At 70.7% G+C, this 21,187-nt stretch carries 20 protein-coding genes, 1 tRNA gene and 1 pseudogene; 12 read left to right on the top strand and 10 right to left on the bottom strand.

Features of this window, described 5'->3' with window-relative positions; translation table 11 throughout:
- Positions 1–168 precede the first annotated feature (168 nt).
- The 4 genes from OG194_RS32940 (at position 169) to OG194_RS32925 (ending at position 5,255) form a co-directional block, all read left to right on the top strand.
- The gene (locus tag OG194_RS32940; protein WP_327404398.1) at positions 169–816 is read left to right on the top strand and encodes an HNH endonuclease family protein; all 648 of its coding nucleotides are present in this window, start codon (positions 169–171) and stop codon (positions 814–816) included.
- Between the two features lie 206 nt (positions 817–1,022).
- A complete protein-coding gene (locus OG194_RS32935) occupies positions 1,023–2,675 on the top strand; it encodes an alkaline phosphatase D family protein (RefSeq protein ID WP_327404397.1) in 1,653 nt (550 codons plus the stop codon).
- Between the two features lie 89 nt (positions 2,676–2,764).
- Positions 2,765–4,696: an FAD/NAD(P)-binding protein gene (locus OG194_RS32930; protein WP_442811665.1), complete on the top strand. Its 1,932-nt coding sequence runs from the start codon at positions 2,765–2,767 to the stop codon at positions 4,694–4,696.
- Positions 4,697–4,793: 97 nt separating this feature from the next.
- The gene (locus tag OG194_RS32925) at positions 4,794–5,255 is read left to right on the top strand and encodes a DoxX family protein (RefSeq protein WP_327407297.1); all 462 of its coding nucleotides are present in this window, start codon (positions 4,794–4,796) and stop codon (positions 5,253–5,255) included.
- A gap of 51 nt (positions 5,256–5,306) precedes the next feature.
- On the opposite strand, the gene OG194_RS32920 is transcribed toward OG194_RS32925, so the two are convergent.
- A complete protein-coding gene (locus OG194_RS32920) occupies positions 5,307–5,846 on the bottom strand; it encodes a superoxide dismutase family protein (protein WP_327404396.1) in 540 nt (179 codons plus the stop codon).
- Between the two features lie 238 nt (positions 5,847–6,084).
- On the opposite strand from OG194_RS32920, the gene OG194_RS32915 reads away from it, so the two are divergent.
- A complete protein-coding gene (locus OG194_RS32915; protein ID WP_327404395.1) occupies positions 6,085–6,726 on the top strand; it encodes a DedA family protein in 642 nt (213 codons plus the stop codon).
- A gap of 402 nt (positions 6,727–7,128) precedes the next feature.
- On the opposite strand, the gene OG194_RS32910 is transcribed toward OG194_RS32915, so the two are convergent.
- Positions 7,129–7,359 (bottom strand): DUF2277 domain-containing protein, encoded by a 231-nt coding sequence (locus OG194_RS32910; protein ID WP_327404394.1) that lies wholly within the window; start codon positions 7,357–7,359, stop codon positions 7,129–7,131.
- 122 nt (positions 7,360–7,481) lie between these two features.
- Here OG194_RS32910 and OG194_RS32905 point away from each other — a divergent pair, with 122 nt between their 5' ends.
- Complete coding sequence (locus OG194_RS32905) at positions 7,482–8,387, top strand: ketopantoate reductase family protein (protein WP_327404393.1); 906 nt, start codon at positions 7,482–7,484, stop codon at positions 8,385–8,387.
- A gap of 31 nt (positions 8,388–8,418) precedes the next feature.
- On the opposite strand, the gene OG194_RS32900 is transcribed toward OG194_RS32905, so the two are convergent.
- Together OG194_RS32900 and OG194_RS47710 are read right to left on the bottom strand one after the other, a co-directional pair.
- The gene (locus tag OG194_RS32900; protein ID WP_327404392.1) at positions 8,419–8,919 is read right to left on the bottom strand and encodes a GNAT family N-acetyltransferase; all 501 of its coding nucleotides are present in this window, start codon (positions 8,917–8,919) and stop codon (positions 8,419–8,421) included.
- A 547-nt stretch (positions 8,920–9,466) separates the two neighbouring features.
- Positions 9,467–9,715, bottom strand: a pseudogene (locus tag OG194_RS47710) (alcohol dehydrogenase catalytic domain-containing protein); the annotation flags it as partial.
- Positions 9,716–10,004: 289 nt separating this feature from the next.
- Here OG194_RS47710 and OG194_RS32890 point away from each other — a divergent pair.
- Positions 10,005–10,355 (top strand): hypothetical protein, encoded by a 351-nt coding sequence (locus OG194_RS32890; RefSeq protein ID WP_327404390.1) that lies wholly within the window; start codon positions 10,005–10,007, stop codon positions 10,353–10,355.
- A gap of 196 nt (positions 10,356–10,551) precedes the next feature.
- Here the strand turns inward: OG194_RS32890 and OG194_RS32885 are convergent, their stop codons facing one another.
- Together OG194_RS32885 and OG194_RS32880 are read right to left on the bottom strand one after the other, a co-directional pair.
- Positions 10,552–10,905 (bottom strand): hypothetical protein, encoded by a 354-nt coding sequence (locus OG194_RS32885; protein ID WP_327404389.1) that lies wholly within the window; start codon positions 10,903–10,905, stop codon positions 10,552–10,554.
- A 16-nt stretch (positions 10,906–10,921) separates the two neighbouring features.
- Complete coding sequence (locus OG194_RS32880) at positions 10,922–11,809, bottom strand: SDR family NAD(P)-dependent oxidoreductase (RefSeq protein WP_327404388.1); 888 nt, start codon at positions 11,807–11,809, stop codon at positions 10,922–10,924.
- Positions 11,810–11,988: 179 nt separating this feature from the next.
- On the opposite strand from OG194_RS32880, the gene OG194_RS32875 reads away from it, so the two are divergent.
- Together OG194_RS32875 and OG194_RS32870 are read left to right on the top strand one after the other, a co-directional pair.
- Positions 11,989–12,504 (top strand): MarR family winged helix-turn-helix transcriptional regulator, encoded by a 516-nt coding sequence (locus OG194_RS32875; protein WP_327404387.1) that lies wholly within the window; start codon positions 11,989–11,991, stop codon positions 12,502–12,504.
- A gap of 880 nt (positions 12,505–13,384) precedes the next feature.
- The gene (locus tag OG194_RS32870) at positions 13,385–14,092 is read left to right on the top strand and encodes an HAD family hydrolase (protein ID WP_327404386.1); all 708 of its coding nucleotides are present in this window, start codon (positions 13,385–13,387) and stop codon (positions 14,090–14,092) included.
- Between the two features lie 65 nt (positions 14,093–14,157).
- Here OG194_RS32870 and OG194_RS32865 read toward each other — a convergent pair.
- Positions 14,158–14,232 (bottom strand) — tRNA-Val (locus OG194_RS32865).
- A gap of 238 nt (positions 14,233–14,470) precedes the next feature.
- On the opposite strand from OG194_RS32865, the gene OG194_RS32860 reads away from it, so the two are divergent.
- A complete protein-coding gene (locus OG194_RS32860; RefSeq protein ID WP_442811664.1) occupies positions 14,471–15,280 on the top strand; it encodes a DUF4097 family beta strand repeat-containing protein in 810 nt (269 codons plus the stop codon).
- 71 nt (positions 15,281–15,351) lie between these two features.
- Positions 15,352–16,782 carry a hypothetical protein gene (locus tag OG194_RS32855; protein WP_327404385.1) on the top strand — a complete coding sequence of 477 codons (1,431 nt, stop codon included), beginning with the start codon at positions 15,352–15,354 and terminating at the stop codon, positions 16,780–16,782.
- Between the two features lie 87 nt (positions 16,783–16,869).
- Here the strand turns inward: OG194_RS32855 and OG194_RS32850 are convergent, their stop codons facing one another.
- Complete coding sequence (locus tag OG194_RS32850) at positions 16,870–17,727, bottom strand: NmrA family NAD(P)-binding protein (RefSeq protein ID WP_327407295.1); 858 nt, start codon at positions 17,725–17,727, stop codon at positions 16,870–16,872.
- A 103-nt stretch (positions 17,728–17,830) separates the two neighbouring features.
- Between OG194_RS32850 and OG194_RS32845 the strand changes: the two genes are divergently transcribed.
- Positions 17,831–18,538 carry a TetR/AcrR family transcriptional regulator gene (locus OG194_RS32845; RefSeq protein WP_327404384.1) on the top strand — a complete coding sequence of 236 codons (708 nt, stop codon included), beginning with the start codon at positions 17,831–17,833 and terminating at the stop codon, positions 18,536–18,538.
- Between the two features lie 69 nt (positions 18,539–18,607).
- On the opposite strand, the gene OG194_RS32840 is transcribed toward OG194_RS32845, so the two are convergent.
- Together OG194_RS32840 and OG194_RS32835 are read right to left on the bottom strand one after the other, a co-directional pair.
- Positions 18,608–19,777, bottom strand: a complete 1,170-nt coding sequence (locus OG194_RS32840) for an amidase domain-containing protein (RefSeq protein WP_327404383.1) — start codon at positions 19,775–19,777, stop codon at positions 18,608–18,610.
- 109 nt (positions 19,778–19,886) lie between these two features.
- On the bottom strand, positions 19,887–21,167 hold the full coding sequence (locus OG194_RS32835) for a hypothetical protein (RefSeq protein ID WP_327404382.1): 1,281 nt from the start codon (positions 21,165–21,167) through the stop codon (positions 19,887–19,889).
- Positions 21,168–21,187 lie beyond the last annotated feature (20 nt).

Genomic DNA, 21,187 nt, shown 5'->3' with positions numbered 1-21,187 from the left:
GTACGCGAGGACCGGCCCTGCCCACCCGTGAGGAAAGTCTCGCCGCGCCCCTTGTTGTGTCATGCGCACGTCACTAGCTTCTTACCGGACGCACACCTCCCCGCAACACGGCACCGCGAGCATTTCCCCGCTCGCACTCCAACACCCCCACACCACAAGGGAGTTCGCATGCCGAAGTTCTACGCGCGTCGACGACGGCTCAGCATACTCGCGGCACTCACCGGACTCATAGCCTTCGCCGGACTCTTCAACGGCCCGACCGCCTCCGCCGCCCTCCCCACCCCGGTCAGCGCCGCCACCGCCCGCACCTACCTCGCCTCCCTCACCGTGGCGACCGAGGTCAGGACCGGCTACGAGCGCGACCTGTTCCCGACCTGGGACACCATCAGCGGCACCTGCAACACCCGTGAGTGGATCCTCAAGCGCGACGGTACGAACGTCGTCACCACCTCCGCCTGCGTCGCCACCAGCGGCAGCTGGTACTCCCCCTACGACGGTGCCACCTGGACCGCCGCCTCCGACGTCGACATCGACCACCTCGTCCCGCTGGCCGAGGCCTGGGACTCCGGCGCCCGCAACTGGACCACCGCCCAGCGCGAGTCCTTCGCCAACGACGTCACCCGCCCGCAGCTCCTCGCGGTCACCGACAACGTCAACCAGTCCAAGGGCGACAAGGACCCGGCCGAGTGGATGCCCTCGCTCACCTCGTACGCCTGCACCTACGTGCGTGCCTGGGTCCAGGTGAAGTACTACTACGACCTCTCGGTCGACACCGCCGAGAAGGCCAAGCTCACCTCGGTCCTCAGCGGCTGCTGATCCTTTTCGACAGCCCCGGAACCTGGTCACTGACCTCCGTCGTTCCGTACCGTACGGGGCGACGGAGGAGGGCGAGCCGTAGGGGCGCGCCGGTGTCGAGAGTGCGAGCGCGCGGAGGCGCGAAGCGCTGAGCACGGTCGTGCTCTCGACACCGGCTTGGGCGCCCCGGAGGCGAGCCCGACCAGACAAGGGGCGGGTGATCAACCGTGGCCGGATTGCGCCTTGGACCACTGCTTCGCTACGCCGACGGCTCGTCCGCGACCGTGTGGGTCGAGGCGAGCCGTCCGTGCACCGCCGAGGTGCGCTGCGCGGACGGCGCGGGCGGCACCGCCCGGACCTTCCAAGTGGCGGGCCACCACTACGCGTTGGTGCCGGTGGAAGGCCTCACGCCCGGGACGTCGACGCCGTACGACGTGTTCCTGGACGGCGCGCGCGTCTGGCCGCTGCCGGACTCGCCCTTCCCGCCGTCCGTGATCCACACCCCGGACGCCGACGGTACGGTCCGCGTCGCGTTCGGCTCCTGCCGCTGGGCCGCGCCGGCCGCCGACGCCCACGACCCCGTGGGCCCGGACGCCCTGGACACCCTGGCCTCGCGCATCGCCCGCGACCCGGAGTCCGAACGGCCGGACGTACTCCTCCTGTTGGGCGACCAGGTCTACGCCGACGAGGTCTCCGACGCGACTCGCCGCTGGCTCTCCGCCCGCCGCGACCTGCGCGAGCCGCCGGGCAGCGAGGTCGCGGACTACGAGGAGTACACGCGCCTCTACTACGAGTCCTGGCTGGACCCGGAGATCCGCTGGCTGCTCTCCACCGTGCCGTCGTGCATGATCTTCGACGACCACGACGTCATCGACGACTGGAACACCAGCGCCGCCTGGCTGGCCGACATGCGGGCCACCCCGTGGTGGCGCGAGCGACTGCTGAGCGGCCTGATGTCGTACTGGGTGCATCAGCACCTGGGGAACCTCTCCCCCACCGAACTCGCCGCCGATCCCCTCTACTTGGCGGTCCGCGACACCCCCGACGGCACCGACGAACTCCGCGCCTTCGCCTGCCGCGCCGACGCCGACCCGGCCACCGTCCGCTGGAGCTACCGGCGCGACTTCGGCCGCGTCCGCCTGCTGATGGTGGACAGCAGGGCGGCCCGCGTCCTCGACGAGCAGCACCGCGCGATGCTCGACCCCGGCGAGGCCGACTGGCTGCGCACCGAGGCACTGAAGGACCCCGGTTCCTACGACCACCTCCTCATCGGCACCTCCCTGCCCTGGCTGCTGCCGCACCTCGTCCACGACGCCGAGTCCTGGGACGCGGCCCTGTGCCGGGGCGAACGGGGCGCCCGCTGGGCCGACTTCGGCGAGAAGCTGCGCCGCGCGGCCGACCTGGAACACTGGGCGGCCTTCCCGGAGTCCTTCGAGGAGCTGGCGGACCTGATCGCCGAGGTGGGCTCGGGAGACGGGGCGCCGGCGTCGGTGCTCGTGCTGTCCGGGGACGTACATCACGCGTATGTGGCGGAGCCCAAGTGGCGGACGAGGCCGGGTGGTTCGGGACCGACCGAGCCCGTGGACTCCCGCGTCCTCCAGCTCACCTGCTCCCCCGTCCACAACTCCATCCCCCCTTACATACGCGTCGGCTTCCGCTTCGGCTGGAGTGCGGTCGCGCGCGGCCTGGGCCGCCGCCTGGCCCGGCACGGCCGTTGTCCGCGCCCCTCGGTCAAGTGGCGCAAGACGGGCGGCCCTTGGTTCGGCAACCAGCTCATGACCCTTACCCTGCACGGCCGTTCGGCCCGACTGCGGCTGGAGCAGGCGCGGGCGGACGGGACGCTGAAGACCGTGGACGAGTCCCCACTGACACCCCCGTGACCTCGCTCGGGGCATGATGAGGCGGGCCGTCCGCTTTCCCAGTGGGCGGTCTGCTCCATTGCGCCCCCACCCGCCCGGGAGTCACCCCTTTGTCTTCAGTGAACGCGTCCGACGGCGAACCGGCCCGCGTCCCGGCCTCCGTCTCGGTCGCCGTGGTCGGCGCCGGTCCGCGCGGCACCAGCGTCCTGGAACGCCTCTGCGCCTCCGCGCCGGACCTCCTCCCGCCCGGCACCCGGCTCACCGTCCACGTCGTCGACCCGGCGCCCCCGGGCCCCGGCCGCGTCTGGCGCTCCGCGCAGTCCCCCGAGCTGCTGATGAACACCGTGGCCTCCCAGGTGACCCTCTTCACCGACGCCAGCGTCGACTGCTCGGGCCCGGTCCGCCCCGGCCCGAGCCTGCACGAGTGGGCGCCCGCCGAACTGGGCCCGGACGACTACCCCACCCGCGCCCACTACGGCCGCTACCTGGAGTGGGTGTTCGCCCGCACCGTCCGCGAGGCCCCCGAGTCCGTTCACGTGGAACCGCACACCGCCCGCGCCGTACGCCTCGACGACACTCCCGACGGCCACCAGTGCCTCACCCTCGACAACGGCCGTACCCTGTCCGCCCTTTCGGCCGTGGTCCTGGCCCAGGGCCACCTCCCGACGGCCCCGGACACCACCCACCGCCGCCTCACCTCCTACGCCGACCGCCACGGCCTGCGCCACATCCCGCCCGCCAACCCGGCCGACGTGGACCTGACCGTCGTACGCCCCGGCGAACCGGTCCTGTTGCGCGGCCTGGGCCTCAACTTCTTCGACCACACAGCCCTGTTGACGACAGGCAGGGGCGGCCGTTTCGTCCGCACGGAGAACGGCGGCCTGCGCTACCTCCCCTCCGGCAACGAGCCCCGCCTGTACGCCGGTTCACGCCGAGGCATCCCGTACCAGGCCCGCGGCGACAACGCGAAGGGCCCCTACGGCCGACACACCCCCCTCCTCCTCACCCCCGAGGCGATATCCGCCTTCCGTAAACGCGCCGACTCCGCCGAGCCGCCCGAATTCCTCACGGAGATATGGCCGTTGGTGGCGAAGGAGGTGGAGACGACCTACTACACCGCGCTGCTACGGCCCTCCCGGCGCCCGGAGTTGACGGAATTCACCGAGCGCTTCCTCGCCGTCCCGCACCGGGACCCCCAAGAGGCCCTGATCCTGGACGAGTTCGGGGTCGTAACCGCCGACCGCTGGTGCTGGGAACGGCTGGCGCGGCCGTATACGGAACGCGATCTCGCGGAACCTGCGGCCTGGCGGGACTGGCTGCTGTCGTATCTGCGCGAGGACGCCGAGCACGCGGCGCTCGGCAATGTGGACGGCCCGCTCAAGGCGGCCCTGGACGTGCTGCGCGATCTGCGCAACGAACTCCGGCTGGTCGTCGACCACGGCGGTCTGGCGGGCACCTCCCGCCGTGACCACCTGGACCGTTGGTACACGCCGCTCAACGCGTTCCTGTCGATCGGCCCGCCCCGGCGCCGTATCGAGGAGTTGGCGGCGCTGGTGGCGGCGGGCGTGGTGGAGGTGCTCGGGCCGCGGCTTGAGGTGCGGGAGGCGGACGGCGCCTGGGTCGCGCGCTCCCCGGAGGTGCCGGGCTCGGCGGTGCGTGTGACAACCCTCATAGAGGCGCGGCTCCCCGAACCGGACCTGCGCCGTACCGCCGACGAACTGCTCGGCCGGCTGCTGAGGACGGGCCGGTGCCGACCGCACACGGTGGACGGTTACGAAACGGGCGGACTCGACGTAACACCACGTCCGTACCGTCTGATCGACCGTCAAGGAGGCGTCCACGCACGGCGGTTCGCGTTCGGGGTGCCCACGGAGGGCGTGCACTGGGTGACCGCGGCGGGTGCTCGTCCAGGGGTGGATTCGGTCACGCTTTCGGACGCCGACGCGGTGGCGAGAGCGGTTCTACGTGCGGCGACGGCCGAACCGGAACCGCAAACGGAAGCTGAACAGTGGCCGAATGTTGAACTTGCAAGCATTGATTAGGTTCACCTAACGTTGATCGCTCACTCGGCTCGTCCCCAGACCGGTCCGCGACCCGGACCGGCCCGACCGAAGGAGCACCCCCCACGTGACCCCTCACATCAACGGCCGCCTCAACAGGGCCCAGCCGTACGCCGTCGGCCTGTTCCGGATCGTCGTCGGCCTGCTCTTCGCCTGCCACGGAGCGGCCTCGATCTTCGGCATCCTCGGCGGCGCGGCCGGCACCGACGGCGGCACCCTCGCCGCGGGCACCTGGCCGGGCTGGTACGCGGCCGTGATCCAGCTCGTCGGCGGCACGTTCGTCCTGCTCGGCCTCGGCACCCGCGTGGCCGCGCTGATCACCTCGGGCTCGATGGCGTACGCGTACTTCGACGTCCACCAGCAGGCGGCCCTGTGGCCGATCCAGAACGGCGGCGAGGCCTCGGCGATGTTCTGCTGGGCGTTCCTGCTGCTGGTGTTCACCGGGTCCGGCGCGCTGGGCGTGGACCGGCTGTTCGCGAAGCGGTCCGCCACGGCGGCCGGTGAGCGGACGTCGGCGGACCACACGCCGGTAGCCGCCTGACCCGCTGAGCGACTGGCCGGTGCCCCCTCCCAGAGGCACCGGCCAGTCCAGTCAGGGAGCCCAGCCGAACGGCACCGTGAAGCAGGCGGCGCGGGTGCGGCTGCCGGGCATGTCATGGATGACCACGGAGGACGCCTCGCCCTGCCGGAACCCCCAGTCGTGCCGGGCGCTCGCCTCGGCGGCGCCGTGCTCGTCGGCGGTGAAGTCGAGCCAGACCTCGTTGTCGGCGTTGGTGGCGGCCGGGTCGGTAGACGGCTTGTGCTGGAAGTGCCCGCCAGCGGCGGCCGGGTCGGCGCCGCACGGCTTCTGGTGCACATGGACGCCGTACGCGTGCCCCGGCACCATCCCGTCGACCTTCAGCCGCACGGTCGTAGCACCACTAACTGCGGTGTGCTGACTGACCTGGATCCAAGCGGCGGCCGGAACCAACTTGCTGTCGTACGTCACCGCCGCCGAGGGCACGAGGGCGCCGACCGGAGCGAACCGGGCGTCCGTCCGCATCCAGTACCCGTCAGGAGCACCACTGCCTCCTCCGCCGCCGCTCGCCAGGAGTGCCGCGACGACGGCGCCCGCACATATGCCTGCCACCATGATGTGTACCGTTCCTCACGTTCAGATGCATTTAGATGCGTTGGATACGTTTGGATCCCCTTTACGTTGCTACGGGATACGGGCCCGCCCCGCCCCTCGGGACAGGGCAGCCGGGTGAACACGCTGTGCGGATCACACGCGCCCCCCGTGAATCTCCTGTACCCACCCAGGCGTACGCTGTATGGCTGTCACTGGCCGCCTTTGCCGCGGCCCACGGGGGAGTTCACGGGGAGAAGCGTTGTTCGAGAGTGTGGGGTCGCTGACCGGCAGCCCATGGATCTACGCCATGGTCGCCCTGTCCGTACTCCTTGATGTGTTCCTGCCGGTTCTGCCGAGCGGTGTCCTGGTCATCGCGGCCGCGACGGCGGCGGCAGCGGGCACCGGCGCGGCGGCGGACGCCGTTCCCGTCCCGCACGAGGTCCCCAGCATCCTGGCGCTCATCGCGTGCGCCGCGACCGCGTCCCTGCTGGGCGACCTGGTCGCGTACCGGCTGGCCTGGCGCGGCGGCGCCCGCCTGGACCGCGCGATCTCCCGCTCCCGCCGCCTCACCACCGCGCAGGAACGTCTCGGCCTCGCCCTGGCCCGAGGCGGCGGCGCCCTGGTCATCCTGGCCCGCTTCGCCCCCGCCGGCCGCTCGGTGGTCTCCCTGGGCGCAGGCGCCGCCCACCGCCGAGCCCGAGACTTCCTCCCCTGGTCAGCCCTCGCGGGCCTGTCCTGGGCGGCCTACAGCGTGGCTCTGGGGTACTACGGGGCGCAGTGGCTGGGGGCGACCTGGCTGGCGACGGGGGTTTCGCTGCTGGCGCTGTTCGGGGCGGGGGCTGGGGCGGCGTTCGTGATGCGGAGGCAGCCGGGGGTGGCGGCGGAGGTCAGCGCCCCTTAGGGGTGCGCGGCTTCGCTACGGATCGGGGGCGCGGCTTCGTTCGGATCGGGGGCGCGGCTTCGCTAGGGATCAGGGGCGCGCGTCCGTCTTTTAGGGGCGCGGGGAACTGCGCGACCAGCCCCCACCGGCCGGCACCTTCGCTACGGACCGCACGTGCGTTTTCAGGAGCCCCGCTTCGCTACGGACAAGGGGCGCGCGTCCGTCTTTTAGGGGCGCGGGGAACTGCGCGACCAGCCCCCACCGGCCGGCACCTTCACTACGGACCGCCCGTTCGTTTTTCAAGAGCCCCCCTTCGCTACGGACAAGGGGCGCGCATCCGCTTTTCAGGGGCGCGGGGCTGTATCAATGTGCGGCTCCGCCGCGTGGGCGCGACCAGCCCCCACCGGACCCGCGCTTTGATCACTACGCTCCCCGCGGAGCGCCCGCCCCCCTCACCTCAAGCCCCGCAAGCAACTCGGCCGTAGCCTCGGCAATCACATCAACCGCGTGGTCGAAGACCTCACGGTTGTGCGCGGCCGGCGCCCGGAACCCCGAGACCTTGCGCACGAACTGCAACGCGGCGGCACGAACCTCCTCCTCCGTGGCCTCGTCGGGCAGGACAGGCGGTCGAAGCGTCTTGATACTGCGGCACATACCCCCAGTCTCGCGCGTCCACAGCGATACCGCCGCCCCTCTCCCGAACACACCTGCGATGATCCCTCCGAGGCGGCCACCGTCACCACGCACGGGGCCGACCGACGAGAGGACACGACAACATGGCGAACAACGAACTCACCGTGGCGGTACTGGGCCCCGGCGGCGTAGGCGGCCTGCTCGCGGCACTGCTCTCCCGCGCCGGCCACCGCGTGATCTGCCTGGCCGGGGAAGAAACGGCCCACACCCTCCGCACGAACGGAATCCAGGTCCACAGCACCCGCTACGGCGACTTCACCGCCCCGGTGGAGGCGGACACGGAACTGCGCGAACCGGTGGACGCCTGCCTGATCACGGTCAAGGCGACAAGCCTGGACGCGGCCCTCACCCGCGTCCCGGCGAAGACCCTGGGAGACGGACTCCTCGTCCCGTTCCTGAACGGCGTAGAACACCCGGCACACCTACGCGCCCGCTACACCCCCACCCAGGTCGCCCCCGCGATCATCCGCGTCGAGTCAACTCGCTTGGCCCCAGGGGTGATTGAACACGGCAGCCCGTTCGCGGAGATCGACCTGACAGGCGACCAGGTCCCCCGCGACCGCCTCGACACACTGGCAGCAGCACTGAACGCGGCCGGCCCCGCCACCCAGGTCCTGCCCGACGAAACAGCCGCACTCTGGGCCAAGATGACCTTCCTGGCCCCCCTCGCCCTCCTCACCACCCGCTACGGCCTCCCCCTCGGCGACGTACGCACGCGCCACCGCGAGGAGTTGACGGCCCTGCTGGAGGAGACCGCGGCGGTGAGCCGCTCGTACGGCGGCCCCTCGGACGCGGCTGGCGCACTGGCCCGCTACGACACGTTCCCTCCGGGGACCAAGTCGTCGATGCAACGTGACGCGGAGGCGGGCCGCCCGCTCGAACTGGACGCGATCGGCGGGGCGTTGCTACGGGCGGCGGAGCGACAGGGAATCGCGGTACCGGTAACGGCAAGGCTGGTAAGGGAGTTGGGGACACCGAGCCCCAACTGACAGACAGATCACCCTCGGACGGCCGGCGGTGTCACCCTTGGAGGTCGACCCGCCAGTCGTTGGAGGTGATCCAGTGCCCTTTGGGGTACTCGAACTCCACCTCACCGAGCAGAGCGAACCCGGCTTTCCGGCACACCGAGTTGGACGCGGGATGGCCGACGCTCGGAAAGGCATGCAGATACCGGTGCCGCCCATCGGCCCGCGCCACATCGACAACGGCACGGGCCGCCCTGGCAGCGAGCCCGCGCCCCTGGAACTCGGGCAGGACCCCCCACCCGGTCTCCCACACGAACTCCCCCCGCCACTCCCGCTCCCAGAACCCGATCGACCCGACGGTCTCCCCACTCCCCGCCGACTCGACCCGGTACATGCACCCGCGCCCCAGCCCGAGATACCGCCGATGCCGAGCCTCAAGCTGCGCCCCGCTCTCAGGACCCCCCAAGTGAGCGGTCATCTCAAGGCCGTTGTTCCGCTCCAGCAACCAGAAGTCACCCTCACTCCAGGGCTGAAGCCGTACGAGTTCCACGTCCATGCCGAGCACACTAGGCGGACCCACTGACACCCTCGGCCCTCAGCTCTCGCCCGTGCTGCCCAGGGCGTCGCGGAGGGCCGCTCTGGAGGTGATGCCCAGTTTCGGGAAGACCTGGTAGAGGTGGGCGGCGAGAGGAAGAGGCGCGCGGCGATCTCCTTAGGCGGTGCGCGGTGTCCACGTCGCCGTCGCCGTGCAGGAGCCGATAGGCGGTCGCGACGGTGGCGACGAGGGGTTCGTCGGGGCCGGGGTGGGCGGAGCGGGCCCGCTCGATCAGGCCCGGGGCGTCCCGCAGATCGCCGGTGACGAGGGACCCGAGGTAGGCGGCCTCGGCGAGCCGGCCGCCGCGGACGCGGCCGGGCGGGCTGAGCTGGGCCGCGGGGGCGACGCCGAGCCGGCGGAGACCCCGGTAGGCGGTCTCCACGGCGATCGGGAGGGCGGCGGCCTGCGCGTGGGTGAGCCGGTCCGGCTTGGCGACCAGGTCGTCGGCCGGGGCGAGCGCGTGGGTGGCGACGGCGTCCCGGGTCACCGAGCGCCCGAACACGGGCTGCCCGACGCGCCAGGCGTCCACCCCGTCTCCTACGGCGTCGACGACACCGGACAGTTCCATGCCCAGCCCGGCCGGGTGCGCCAACGGCTCGGACGCGAACCGCCCGCCGCGCAGCTTGGCGTCCCTCGGATTGACGCCGGCCGCCCGTACGGCGACCCGCACCTGCCCCGGTCCGGGCTCGACCAACGGCACGTCGACGAGCCGCAACACCTCGGGACCGCCGTACTCCGCGTACTGAAGCGCCTGCATGATCTCTCCCTGGCCGATGTCGGAGTGGATGTTCACTCCGTCCACCGTGCCCGGAACGGCGCGCGCTGGAATGTGTCAAATGACTGAGGTTCCGCGAGGCGCGGGGCGGCCGGAGGAACACGGTCCGATCTGCGCGGCAGCCCGCCCGTGCGGCTGGGTGCGACCCCGTGCGCCTGCGCGCGACAGAGCCCACGTCGACCGGCTCTCACCCTTCGGCGGCCCCCACCCGTTCGTATGAAGTCTCTGAAGGAACTCGCGACCCAAATTCGAACAGGCGTAGCATTACCGCGTGGCTACGACCTATGACTTCCCGAGTGACCTCCTCGCCGGTCAGGAGGAGCTGCATCAGGTCCGGAGCGAGCTGTCGGCCCTGCTGAAGCGGCTGCCCTGGTCGGTCGAGCCCCTGGACGGGTTCAGCGACGTGGGCGGCTGGCGCAAGGTGGAGCGCCCCGCGTCCCCGGGCTGGACGCCCGACGAACAGGCCGAGGTGGAGAAGCTCCGGCAGCGCGAGCACGAACTCGCGGTCTTCGTCAGCGGCCACCGTTTCTGGACGGAGGTGGCGGCGACGGACCGCGTGGAGGGCCGGATGCGGCTGAAGCACGCCCACGAGGCGCCTCCGGCGGAGGAGAAGGGCGACTGAGGGGACAGGGCGCCTGGGGCGACCGGGACGACGCGAGCTGACGTACGTCTTGGTCAGTTGACGTGAGCCTTGGTCAGTTGACGTGAGCCTTGGTCAGTTGACGTGAGCCTTGGTCAGTTGATGTGAGCCCTGGATCGTCGAAGCGACCGCGGGACGGGACGGCGATCACAGGTGCGGGCAGCCCTGCCGCCCGTAACTACGGCTTCCGCAGGGCCCGTTGAGCCACCAGCAGGACGGTCACAGCCCCCACGGCCCCCACAGCACCGACACCGACGGCCCGGAAGCCGCGCGTGGACCGCCACGACAGCACCGACCACCGCGACTGCGCGGACAGCACGGAGCCCGTACTCAGCCACGACCCGGCCGAGACCAACGACAGGGCCGAGCCGATCGACCCGACCGACAGCGCGCTCCCGATCGACCCCACGGACAGGCTCGACCCGACGGACCCGATGGACAGCACCGACCCCACCGAGCCGATCGACAACACCGAGTCCTTCGACCAGAGGGACAACACGGAGCCCGAGGCGGTCGTGCCGGGTTCGCTCATGCGCCCATCCTGCCCATCACCCCCGGAATTCGCGACACCTCCGGACGAGTTCGGCCGTGGCCTTCCACAGCGCTCCCTGAACGGCTTCGCCTCGCCCCGCCTCAGGGCACCGCAGAGCCTTCGCACCCTTGGCGGCGAAGTAGCCACCGGCACTCTCGGCGAACGCGGGATCGGGATCGGTCGCGAGCTTCACGATGATGTCGGCACCGTGCTGGGGATCGCCGATGTTCAGCGAGGTGAGAACCTTCTCCAAGGCTCCGGCGAGGGGCAGTTCGCGTCCCAGGCCGGTGGTGTTGAACCCGGGGCAGCAACAGGTGACCGCCACCCCCGAGCCCTTCAACTGACGCCCGAGTTCCTGCGTGAACATGATGTCCATCAACTTGGAGCGGCCGTAGAGCAGGCTCGAACCGCGACGCGTGAACTCCGCCGTGTCGGTCAGGTCGGCCGGCAGGTCGAGGACGCCGGCCCGCGACGAGGCCCGGGAGGCGACCGTGACGATCCGGGCGGGCGCGGACGCCGTGAGCCGGTCGCGCAGGGCGTCGGTGAGGACCCAGGGCGCGAGGTAGTTCACGGCTGTCATCTCGGCGTAGCCCTCGGAGGTGGCCCGCTGGGAGAAGGCGTGCAGGCCCGCGTTGTTGATCAGTGCATCGATCCGCGGATACCGGGCGGCGATCTCCCCACCCGCCCGCCGCACCTCGGCGAGCAAGGACAGATCCGCCAGGAAGACATCCACGGAGCCACCCGGCACCAGCCGCCCGATCTCCTCCCGCAACGCCTCCGCCTTCGCCCGACTCCGGGCGACGACACCGAGCCGGACACCACGCCGAGCCAGCTCGAACGCGGCGAGCCGGCCCATACCGTTCGTCGCACCGGTCATGACGATCACGGGCGGCTGGTCAGCCATACGATTCGCCTCCTGGCCGTATTATTGAGGTACCTCATCAAGTCCACGAACAACGTAACACTCGATGAGGTACCTCACCAATGAAGCCTGAAGGCCCCGAGGCCCCGAGGCCCCGAGGCCCCGAGGCCCCGAGGCCCCGAGGCCCCGAAGGAAACGACGGAAACGAGAACCGAGGAACAATGACGGCGAGCGACCGCACCCCGACCCCCGCCTCCACCTCCACCTCCACCTCCACCTCCACCGAGGTCGGACTGCGCTACCTCTCCCTCGGGCACCACCTGCGCAGGACGGTCGACGACACGATGGCGGCCGCCGGCCTCTCCCTCGCCCGCACGAAGGTCCTCCAGGTGCTCGAACTCCGGGGCGCCGTACGGCAGTCGATCCTGGCGGAGGAGTTGGGCCAGGCCCCCCGTTCGGTCACCCAGTCCATCGAGGCGCTGGAGCGCGAGGGGCTGATCGAACGGACGCCGGACCCCGACGACGGCCGGTCGAAGCTGGTCCACCTCACACCGAAGGGCGCCAAAGCGCTGAAGGCGGGGACGGCAGCCGGAGAAGAGACTCTACGGAAGGTCTTCGGCCCGCTGGGCCACGAGCAACTGGCAGTACTGGACCGCCTCCTGGACACGATCCAGGCGGGCCTGCCCACTCCGCCACGGGCATCAACTCCCCACCCCGCAAGGGAATGTCAGGGCTAGCCTGACGGCACGACCGATGCCTACGACGCGTCCTCCGGACCGGCCTCGCCCGAGCTGCATCGGCTGTCGCCGCGCGACGAGTCCCGCGTGGCCCTGACCCTGACGCTCCGTCAATTGGCCGACGCGATACTGGATGCCGTACCGGTCGAGCGGGACCCCGCGCCGCGCGACCTGCCCCGAACCGCCCTGAGGCTTCAGCGTCGTATGGACGACGTCGTACGGGAGGCGGTGGTCGCCGAGCGCGAACGCGGCACCACGTGGAACCAGATCGGTGACGCCGCCGGCATCACCCGGCAGTCCGCCCACGAGAAGGGGGACAGCGACGTCCACGGCTGGGCCGCCATCGGGCGCAGCGCCCTGCCGCCGGAGCTGAAGACCCTGGAGGTGGCGGCCGAGGCGGACGCCCGCTACGCCAGGCTGCGCCCCGACCGACCGCACGCGGTCACCCGGGCCTCGACACGATCCGCTTCCCCGGCTCCCACGCCTACGAGGCCAGCCTGCGCGCCCGCGGCTCCGCCCTCCACCTCCGCCGCACGGACCTGGACGCCGGGGCCACCCAACTCAACGACGAATACGGCGACTTGCACGCCCGACGCCCGACCTTCGCCCCGTTGGAGACGACCCGCTCCTGATCGAGACGCACCGCGGCCACGCGAACGCGGTACGCGCCAACAGGCTCGCGTTCGCCGCGATCCACGACGAGACATCCACCGTCTACGACGAACTCACCACCGCGGAACCCTCCTTGGCGGACGAACACCACACCCGGTCCATCCGGCACCACAACGCCGCGGAACAGGCCCGCAGTTACGCCGACCTCCTCGGCGGCAGGAAGAGTTAGGCGTCCACCCCGCGCGGCGCGCTCCGTAGGATGCCGTACGTGACCAAGAGCGTCGTGCTGTGGGACTTCGACGGGACCTTGGCGTTCCGGGGCGGTAGGTGGCGTGGGTGTCTGGTGGAGGCGTTGGACGAGGTCGCGCCCGGGCACGGTGTGGTCGCTGCCGATGTGGCGCCGGGGCTGCGTGACGGTTTTCCCTGGCATCGGTCCGAGAGCGGGCATCCCGAGCTGAGCAGCCCTGACGCGTGGTGGGGCGATCTTCAGCCGCTCTTTGTGAAGGCGTATGTCGGGGCGGGCGTCGAGGCCGGGCCGGCTGCCCTTGCCGCGAGCAGGGTGCGGGCTCACTACATCGATGCGAGTCGTTGGGCCGTCTTCCCCGACAGCCTCGCCGCGCTGGAGGAACTCGCCGCCGCCGGTTGGCTTCACGTCGTCGTCAGTAATCATGTGCCGGAGTTGGATGGTCTGCTTCGGGATCTCGGGCTCGGTCGGCACTTCGCGGCCGTCGTCAATTCCTCGCTCGTCGGGTGGGAGAAGCCGCACCGTCGGATCTTCGAGGTGGCGTTGGAACGGGCCGGGTCTCCCGAGCGGGTCTGGATGGTCGGTGACAATCCGGTGGCCGATGTCGTCGGCGCCCAGGCCCTCGGGATCCCCGCGATCCTCGTCAGTCCGGCGGAGAGTGGGTTGCAACCCGCTGTGCGGCGCATTCTCAACGGCGATGTGGATGGGGATGTGGATGTGGATTCCCCGTAGACCCCGGCCACGGAAAAAGGCCTCCCGGAGATCGCTCCGGAAGGCCTCTGACCTGCTGCTTATCCTGGTGGGCGCGGACGGTTTCGAACCGCCGACATTCGCCTTGTAAGGGCGACGCTCTACCCCTGAGCTACGCGCCCAGGACGAGTCGACAGCCTACATTGCCGGGGGGCCTGTCCTGCAAACCCGTATCGCCATGGAAGAAGGCCCGGGGGATGTCAGGAGGGAAGTCAGGGGGGAGGTCAGGGCACTCTCGGGGGTTTACCCCACCCCCGGTCCGGGAGTGCGCCGGATGCCCCCGCGGAGCGCCGCTCCCTACGGTCGAGGGGAGCCGTAGGAGTCACCGGGACTCCTCGTCCGTCCCAGGGGGAAATCACCGTGACCCGCACCGGCGCCCACAGCCACACTCATGGCCGCACCCGCACCACCCGCGCCCTCACCGCCACCAGCACCCTCGCCCTGCTGCTCCTCACCGCCACCGCCTGCGGTACCGCATCCGCCGGGGACGACAAGCACCCCGATCACCGCGCCTTCGCCCTGGCCGGTCGTACGCTCACCATCGACTCCGACGACTCCGCGCTGGAAGTCGTCGCCGCGGACTCGAATCCGGCCGGGAAGATCGAGGTCACCCGGTGGTGGCAGGGGAGCGTGGCGATCGGGTCGGATCCCAAGGTGACCTGGGCGATGAAGGGCGACCGGCTGGTGCTGCGGACGAAGTGTTCCGGGGTGATCGCCGACTGTTCGGCCAAGCACCGGATCGAGGTGCCGCGCGGGGTCGCCGTGAAGGTGGAGGACGGGGACGGGAGTGTGCGGGCGCAGGGGTTCGCGGACGCCCTCGACATTCGTACGCACGACGGGTCCATCCATGTGACCGACTCCACCGCACCGCTGACCCTGCACAGCGGGGACGGTTCCGTGCACGCCGAGGTGTCGTCCCGGCAGGTGCGGACGACCACCGGTGACGGATCGGTGCACCTCGAACTCGGCGCCGTACCCGACCTGGTGGAGTCCAGCAGCGGCGACGGGTCCGTGACGATCGCGTTGCCCACGGGCGCCGCGAAGTACCGCGTGACCACCAAGACCGGCGATGGATCGGTGGATGTGTCCGTGCCCCGGGACTCGTCGAGTTCTCATGTGGTGACCGCCCACACCGGCGACGGGAAAGTCACGGTGCGGAACGCGAACTGACCGGCCCGTGTGTTCGTCCTCTACCGGTGGGAGAATGACAACGGTCAGGACGGACAACACGGGAGAGGGATGTGACGGCGACACCAGCGCAGCCGTATTCGCCGCTCACAGGGCCCCGGCGCGGTCCCTCCGCCGCTCGTGCCCCGCACCTCGAACCCCCCGCCCGTATCTCTCGCGCCGCCCTCGACACCCTCACCCTGATCAGCCTCCCCCTGCTCGCCGCCCTCGCGCTCACCCTCCCCGCCACGTTCGCCGGCGGCGGCACCCGGCGCTGGTTCGGCGGGCGGGCCGAGAGCCAGCGGGCCGAGGCGCAGGCGGCGAAGGATGCCGCGGCGGCCGCGTTCTACGAGCTGGACACCGCCCAGCGGGATCTGCGGATCTCGATAGACACCATCACCGCGGTCGACGACACGCCGGCCGCCCGCCGGGCGGTCACCGACTTCGAGGCGCTGGGCCGCCGCATCGACGAGGCCAGCGGCCGGTACATCAACGCCGTCGACGCGCACGACCTCGACCGCGACGACCTGGAGGCCGCCGCCGCGAACCGTGCCCGCACCGAACTGACCGCCGCCAAGGACCAGTTGGGGCAGGTCAAGCAGGAACTGGACCGGTTCGAGAGCGGGCTCGGGCCGTTGCTCGGCAAGGCCGAGACCCAGCTCGCCCGGCTGGCGCCCGCCGTCGAGCGCGCCCGGCAGGCACTGCTCGCCGCCTCCAACGCCCTGGACGCCGTACGGGCATCCGGGCTGCGCGCCGACGCTCTCGCCGCCCGGCTCGCCGCGCTCGGGCCGGAGCTGACCAAGCTGAACCAGGGCGCCGGGCAGCACGGCGTACCGCAGACGCTGGAGCGGGCCACCCAGGTCGCCCGGGAGGCGGAGGCCATCCGGGCCGAGGCCGACGGGCTGCCCGAGCGGGCCGCCGAGATCGACCACCGGCTCGTCTCCCTGCGCACCCGCGCCCAGGCGCTCACCACCCGCGCCGGTCAGGTCGATCCGGTGCTCAGCGAGCTGCGGCGGCGCTTCTCCGCCGCCTGCTGGCAGGACCTCCAGCAGGTGCCGCAGCAGGCCGGCGAGAACGTACGGCAGGCCGAGCTGAAGCTGAAGGAGGCACAGGCCGCCCGGGACGCGCAGCGCTGGCCGGACGCCACGTCCCTGCTGTCGACCGTACGGGCACTGCTGAACACCACCGACGAGGCCGTGTCGGCAGCCGGTGACCGGCTGCGCCGGCTGAACGCCGTGCAGAAGGACCCCCAGCAGGAGATCGACCGCACCCGCTTCGCGATCCGCGACGCCCAGCGCCTGGCGATGTCCGGCCGCACCACCCCCGAACCCCGCCACGCCCGCCCGCTCGACGACGCCGTAGCCCGCCTCGACCGCGCGATCGCCACGCTGGAGGGCCGCCACCCCGACTACTGGCACTTCCTGACGGAGACGGAGGCGGTACGCCAGTCCGTGACAAGGGTCGTCAGCCAGATCCGCGAGGAACGAGGAACCCCCGGCCACTGACACCGGCCAAACGAGCGCCCCGTAGGGGCGCGGGGAACTGCGCGACCAGCCCCCACCGGGCCCGCCGATCCAAAACAACCGAGCCGCTCAAGCCAGCGCAGCTTCAAGCACATTCCGCAACGACATCGGCGCCCTCCCGATCAACTCCCCCAGCGCCGGCCCCACCTCCGCGAACTCCCCCTCCCTGCTTGCCCGGAAGAGGCCCACGAGCATGTCGGCCTGCTCCTCCGGTACGCCATGGGATACCAGGTCCGCCCGGTACTCCTCGTCCGACACCGTCACCCGCTTGATCGCGCGGCCCGTGATCGACGAGGCCAGAGCCGCCACCTCCGCCAGGTCGAGCGCCTCCGTACCAGTGAGCGGCGGCGTCACCCCGTCGAACCGCCCCTCCTCCGCCAGCACCACCGCCGCCGCCTCCGCCAGATCCGCGTGCGCCGTCCAGGACACCGGTCCGTCCTCCGGCGCGGACAGCTCACCCGTCTTGAGCGCGGCGCCGAGCAGCATCACGGTCGTAGCGGCATAGAAGCCGTTGCGCAACGACGTGAACGGCACGCCCGAGTCCCTCAACTCGCCCTCCGTCTCGGCATGGTCGGGCATCGGCGCGAAGGGCGAGGCCGGGTTCGCGCCCATGTGGCTGGTGTAGAGGATGCGGCGGGCACCGGACTCGCGGGCCGCCGCTATCGCCGTACGGTGCTGCCGTAGCGCCGTGTCGCCCGTGCTCGCGGCGGAGACGAGGAGGATCTGCTCGGCGCCCTCGAAGGCGTCGGCCAGGCTCGCGGGGTCGGCGAAGTCGCCCCGGCGAACCCGGACGCCCCGCTTCCCCAGCTCCTCGGCCCGCTCCGGGTCGCGGACGCTCACGGCGATCCGCTCGGCGGGGACCCGGACGAGCAGCCGGTCCACCACTCCCCTGCCCAGTTGCCCATTGGCTCCGGTGACGACGATCACGACGACTACCTCCATGAAGAACAGCGCACATCAATCGCTAACGCCAACAACGGTAGCATCGCTATCAGACAAGCGCTAACGAGATTCTGTTAGCGTTCTACTCATGTCTGCCGACGACGACCACCGCGCCCCCCGCGACCGCATCCTCGCCGCCACCGCCCAACTCCTCACCGAGGGCGGTCGCGAGGCCGTGTCGACGCGGGCCGTCGGGAGCGCGGCCGGGGTCCAGGCGCCGACCATCTACCGGCTCTTCGGCGACAAACAGGGGCTGCTCGACGCGGTCGCCACGGAAGGCTTCGCGGCCTACCTCGACAGCAAGACCGACCTCGCCCCCACCACCGACCCGGTCGCCGACCTGCGCGCCGGCTGGGACCTGCACATCGGCTTCGGGCTCGCCAACCCGGCGCTGTACCTGCTCATGTACGCCGAGCCCCGCCACGGCGCGACCCCGCCGAAAGCCGCCGTCGCGGGCGCCGAGATCCTCGCCGGGCACATCCACCGCATCGCCGAGGCGGGCCGACTCCGGGTCGGCGAGGAGCGGGCCGCCCAGCTCGTGCACGCGGCCGGCAGCGGTACGGCGATCAGCCTCATCGGCCTGCCCGAGGACCGGCGTGACCTCGAACTGTCCACGCTGGCAAGGGAGTCGGTGATCGCCGCGATCACCACCGAGGCCCCGGTGAGCGACTCCCCCGGCCCGGTCCCCGCCGCCGTGGCCCTGCGCGCCGTGCTCCAGCGGACCGACGTCCTCACCGACGGCGAGCTGAGCCTGCTGCGGGAGTGGCTCGACCGGATCGCCCGCAGCACGCCGTGAACACAGATCGGCCCCCCGTCGCGTACCGAGGCGACGGGGGGCCGATGAAGCCGTGCGGGACTACGGACCTCAGGTGCGGTAGGCGTAGTAGTACGCGTTCGGGTACGACGCGATGAGGCTCGCCACCGACCTGCGCAGGGTGTTGTTCGAGTGGTATGTGACGTACGGGACGCCGTTGCTCTTGGCCGTCACGATCATCGTGTGGTCCTTGGCGCCGTCGCGGTCGAAGTCCATCTGGAGGACGTCGCCGACCTCCAGCTGGTAGACGTTCGCGAGCGGGGTGGTGCGCTTGGAGTTCTGCGCGAACCAGGACCACTCGTTGACGCCGACGAAGGAGTCCGACTGGATGTCGGCGGTGCCGAACCACTTCGTGTAGTCGTACACGTAGCCCGGGACGTGCTTCCAGCCGCCGGCCTTCAGGGACTGGCTGACGAAGTTGGTGCAGTCGCCGCCGTCCGCGTGGCCGTTGAAGTCCGGGTAGGCGGTGTTGTAGACGTTCCAGTACTTCTCGGCGTACGTCGCCATCGCCTTGTAGTCGTACGTCGTGCTCGTCTTCGGGACCGCCACCGGGTTGCGGGTGGTGGCCGCGCGCGGCGCGTCCGGCGTGGTGTTGCCGTCGTCGGCCGGGGCGGGCGACGCCTTGACCGCGGGCTTGGCCACCGTGTTGACGGCGAGGCCGCCGGTGTCCGTGTCCTGGATGTTCGACAGCTGCCAGGTGCCCTGCTGGTCGGCCTTGAAGGTCAGCTCGTGGTGGGCCTGGAAGCCGGTGGTCTTCGGCTCGTTCCCCGTGGCCTTCGCGTACGTCAGCGTCGTCGTCTCGGTGACGTCGGCCTTCGCGGTACGGCCGGTCACCCGGGTCGCGTCCAGCGTGACCTTGGTGGCGCCCGTGCGGTACGTCTCGCCGAGCTTCGCGATGCTGCTCTGGCGGCCGCGCAGCTGGCTCAGCGCCGACTTCTCGTCGCGCGACTGGGTGCTGGAGAGACGGACGTCGCCGGAGAAGCGCGAGGTGCTCTGCTTCGTCGTGGCCCCGTGGACGAGCGCCTGGGTGCGGTCGGTGAAGACCGCGTCGGCCAGCTTCTGGAAGGTCGCCTTGGTCGCGGCGTTCACGGTCGGGTCGTCGACGACGGCAGCGCCCGCGCTCCAGTTGGGCACGAGGGCGACGCCGGCGACGACCGAGGCGGCGGCCGCCGAGATTATGGCCGTACGGCTCCGCTTACGGCTCAGTTTTCTGGATTTCAATGGTGTTCCCCTCTACGCCGGTACGCCTACCGGGCGAGGGCATCTTCGCACGCCATGTGTGGCTCCTGTGAAGGGGGTTGCACTTGGTCAGTTCACCAGTCCCGAGAGGTCACTTGACCACCGTCGACCAGTCGGGCGACTGAGCGGGGTCCAAGCTGCGCAACTGCTGCAAAGTCTGGGGCGACTGAACGTCCATCCAGTCCGAAAGCTCCCTGAAGGAGACGCACTTGACGCCCTTCTTCGTGCAGATCCTCGGGATGATCTGGTCGATGGCCTTCATGTAGATGCTGTCGTTCCAGTTCTCGAAGTGGTTCCCGATGAACAGGGGCGCCCGACTGCCGTAGTAGACGCGGTTGAAGCCGGCCATGTACGAGTCGACGGTCTTCTTCTCCCAGTCGGCGAACTTCGTGGGGTCGCCCTGGGTGGCGCCGCCCGACTGGTTGTAGAGGAAGTTGAAGTCCATCGACAGGGCCTGGATGTTGTCCCCGTAGGGGAGGAGTTCGAGCGGGAAGTCCCAGAGGCCGTCCTTCTTGGTGGGCCATATCTGGAAGTCGCCCGGGGAGCTGGCGTCGTAGCGCCAGCCGTAACCCTTCAGCGCCTTCAGGAGGTTGGGCTGGCCCTCCAGGCAGGGGGCGCGGCCGCCGACGACCTCCTTCTTGAAGTCGAAGGGCAGGGCCGGGATGTCGGTGTAGCCGGTGTTCGTCTTCCAGTTCTCGACGAAGGAGAAGAACTGGTCGATCTCGCTCTTCCACTGCGCGACGCTCCAGTCACCGCCGCCCTTGGCCTCGCAGAAGTGGCCGTTGAAGTGGGTGCCGATGTCGTTGCCCTGCTCGTAGGCCAGGCGGAGTTGCTCCAGGGTGTCCCGGATGTGCTGGTCGGTGGGGAAGTCGATCGCGGCCGAGCCCACCGGGTGCATCGGCGGGTGGTACAGGTCCCTCTTGCTCTTGGGCAGCAGATAGATGCCCGTGAGGAAGAAGGTCATGTGCGCGTTGTACTCCTTCGCCATCTCCCGGTAGTGCGAGAAGAGTTTGTCGTCCCCCTGCAACGCGCCGTCCCAGGAGAAGACCACGAACTGGGGTGGTTTCTCACCGGGCTTGAGCGGCACGGCCTTCAACTGGTCCTTCTGCGGCCCCGTGTACGAGGTCGAGCCGTCCCCCAGCACCTGCGTCTTGCCGTCCCAGGCAGGTTCCTTGGTCGACTTGGGCTCGGCGGTCTTGCCGGCCGACGCGGTGGGCGCCGTGTTGTCCCGGTTCAACGCCAGATACCCGGTCACCAGCGAGGCGACGACAAGGAACACGGCCAGGGTGAGGAACCCCGGCTTCGGGGTACGACGGCGCGGTTCAGGGGCTCGGCGGCGGCGGCCGGACGGTGCCTTCGTCCGAGGCTTCATGGGCGGCTCATTCTGCGAGG

Origin of the sequence: Streptomyces sp. NBC_01288 (genome assembly GCF_035982055.1) — a bacterium.
Lineage (GTDB): Bacteria > Actinomycetota > Actinomycetes > Streptomycetales > Streptomycetaceae > Streptomyces.
Note: the sequence above shows the minus strand (reverse complement) of the source record. Positions and strands in the feature narration are given on the sequence as shown.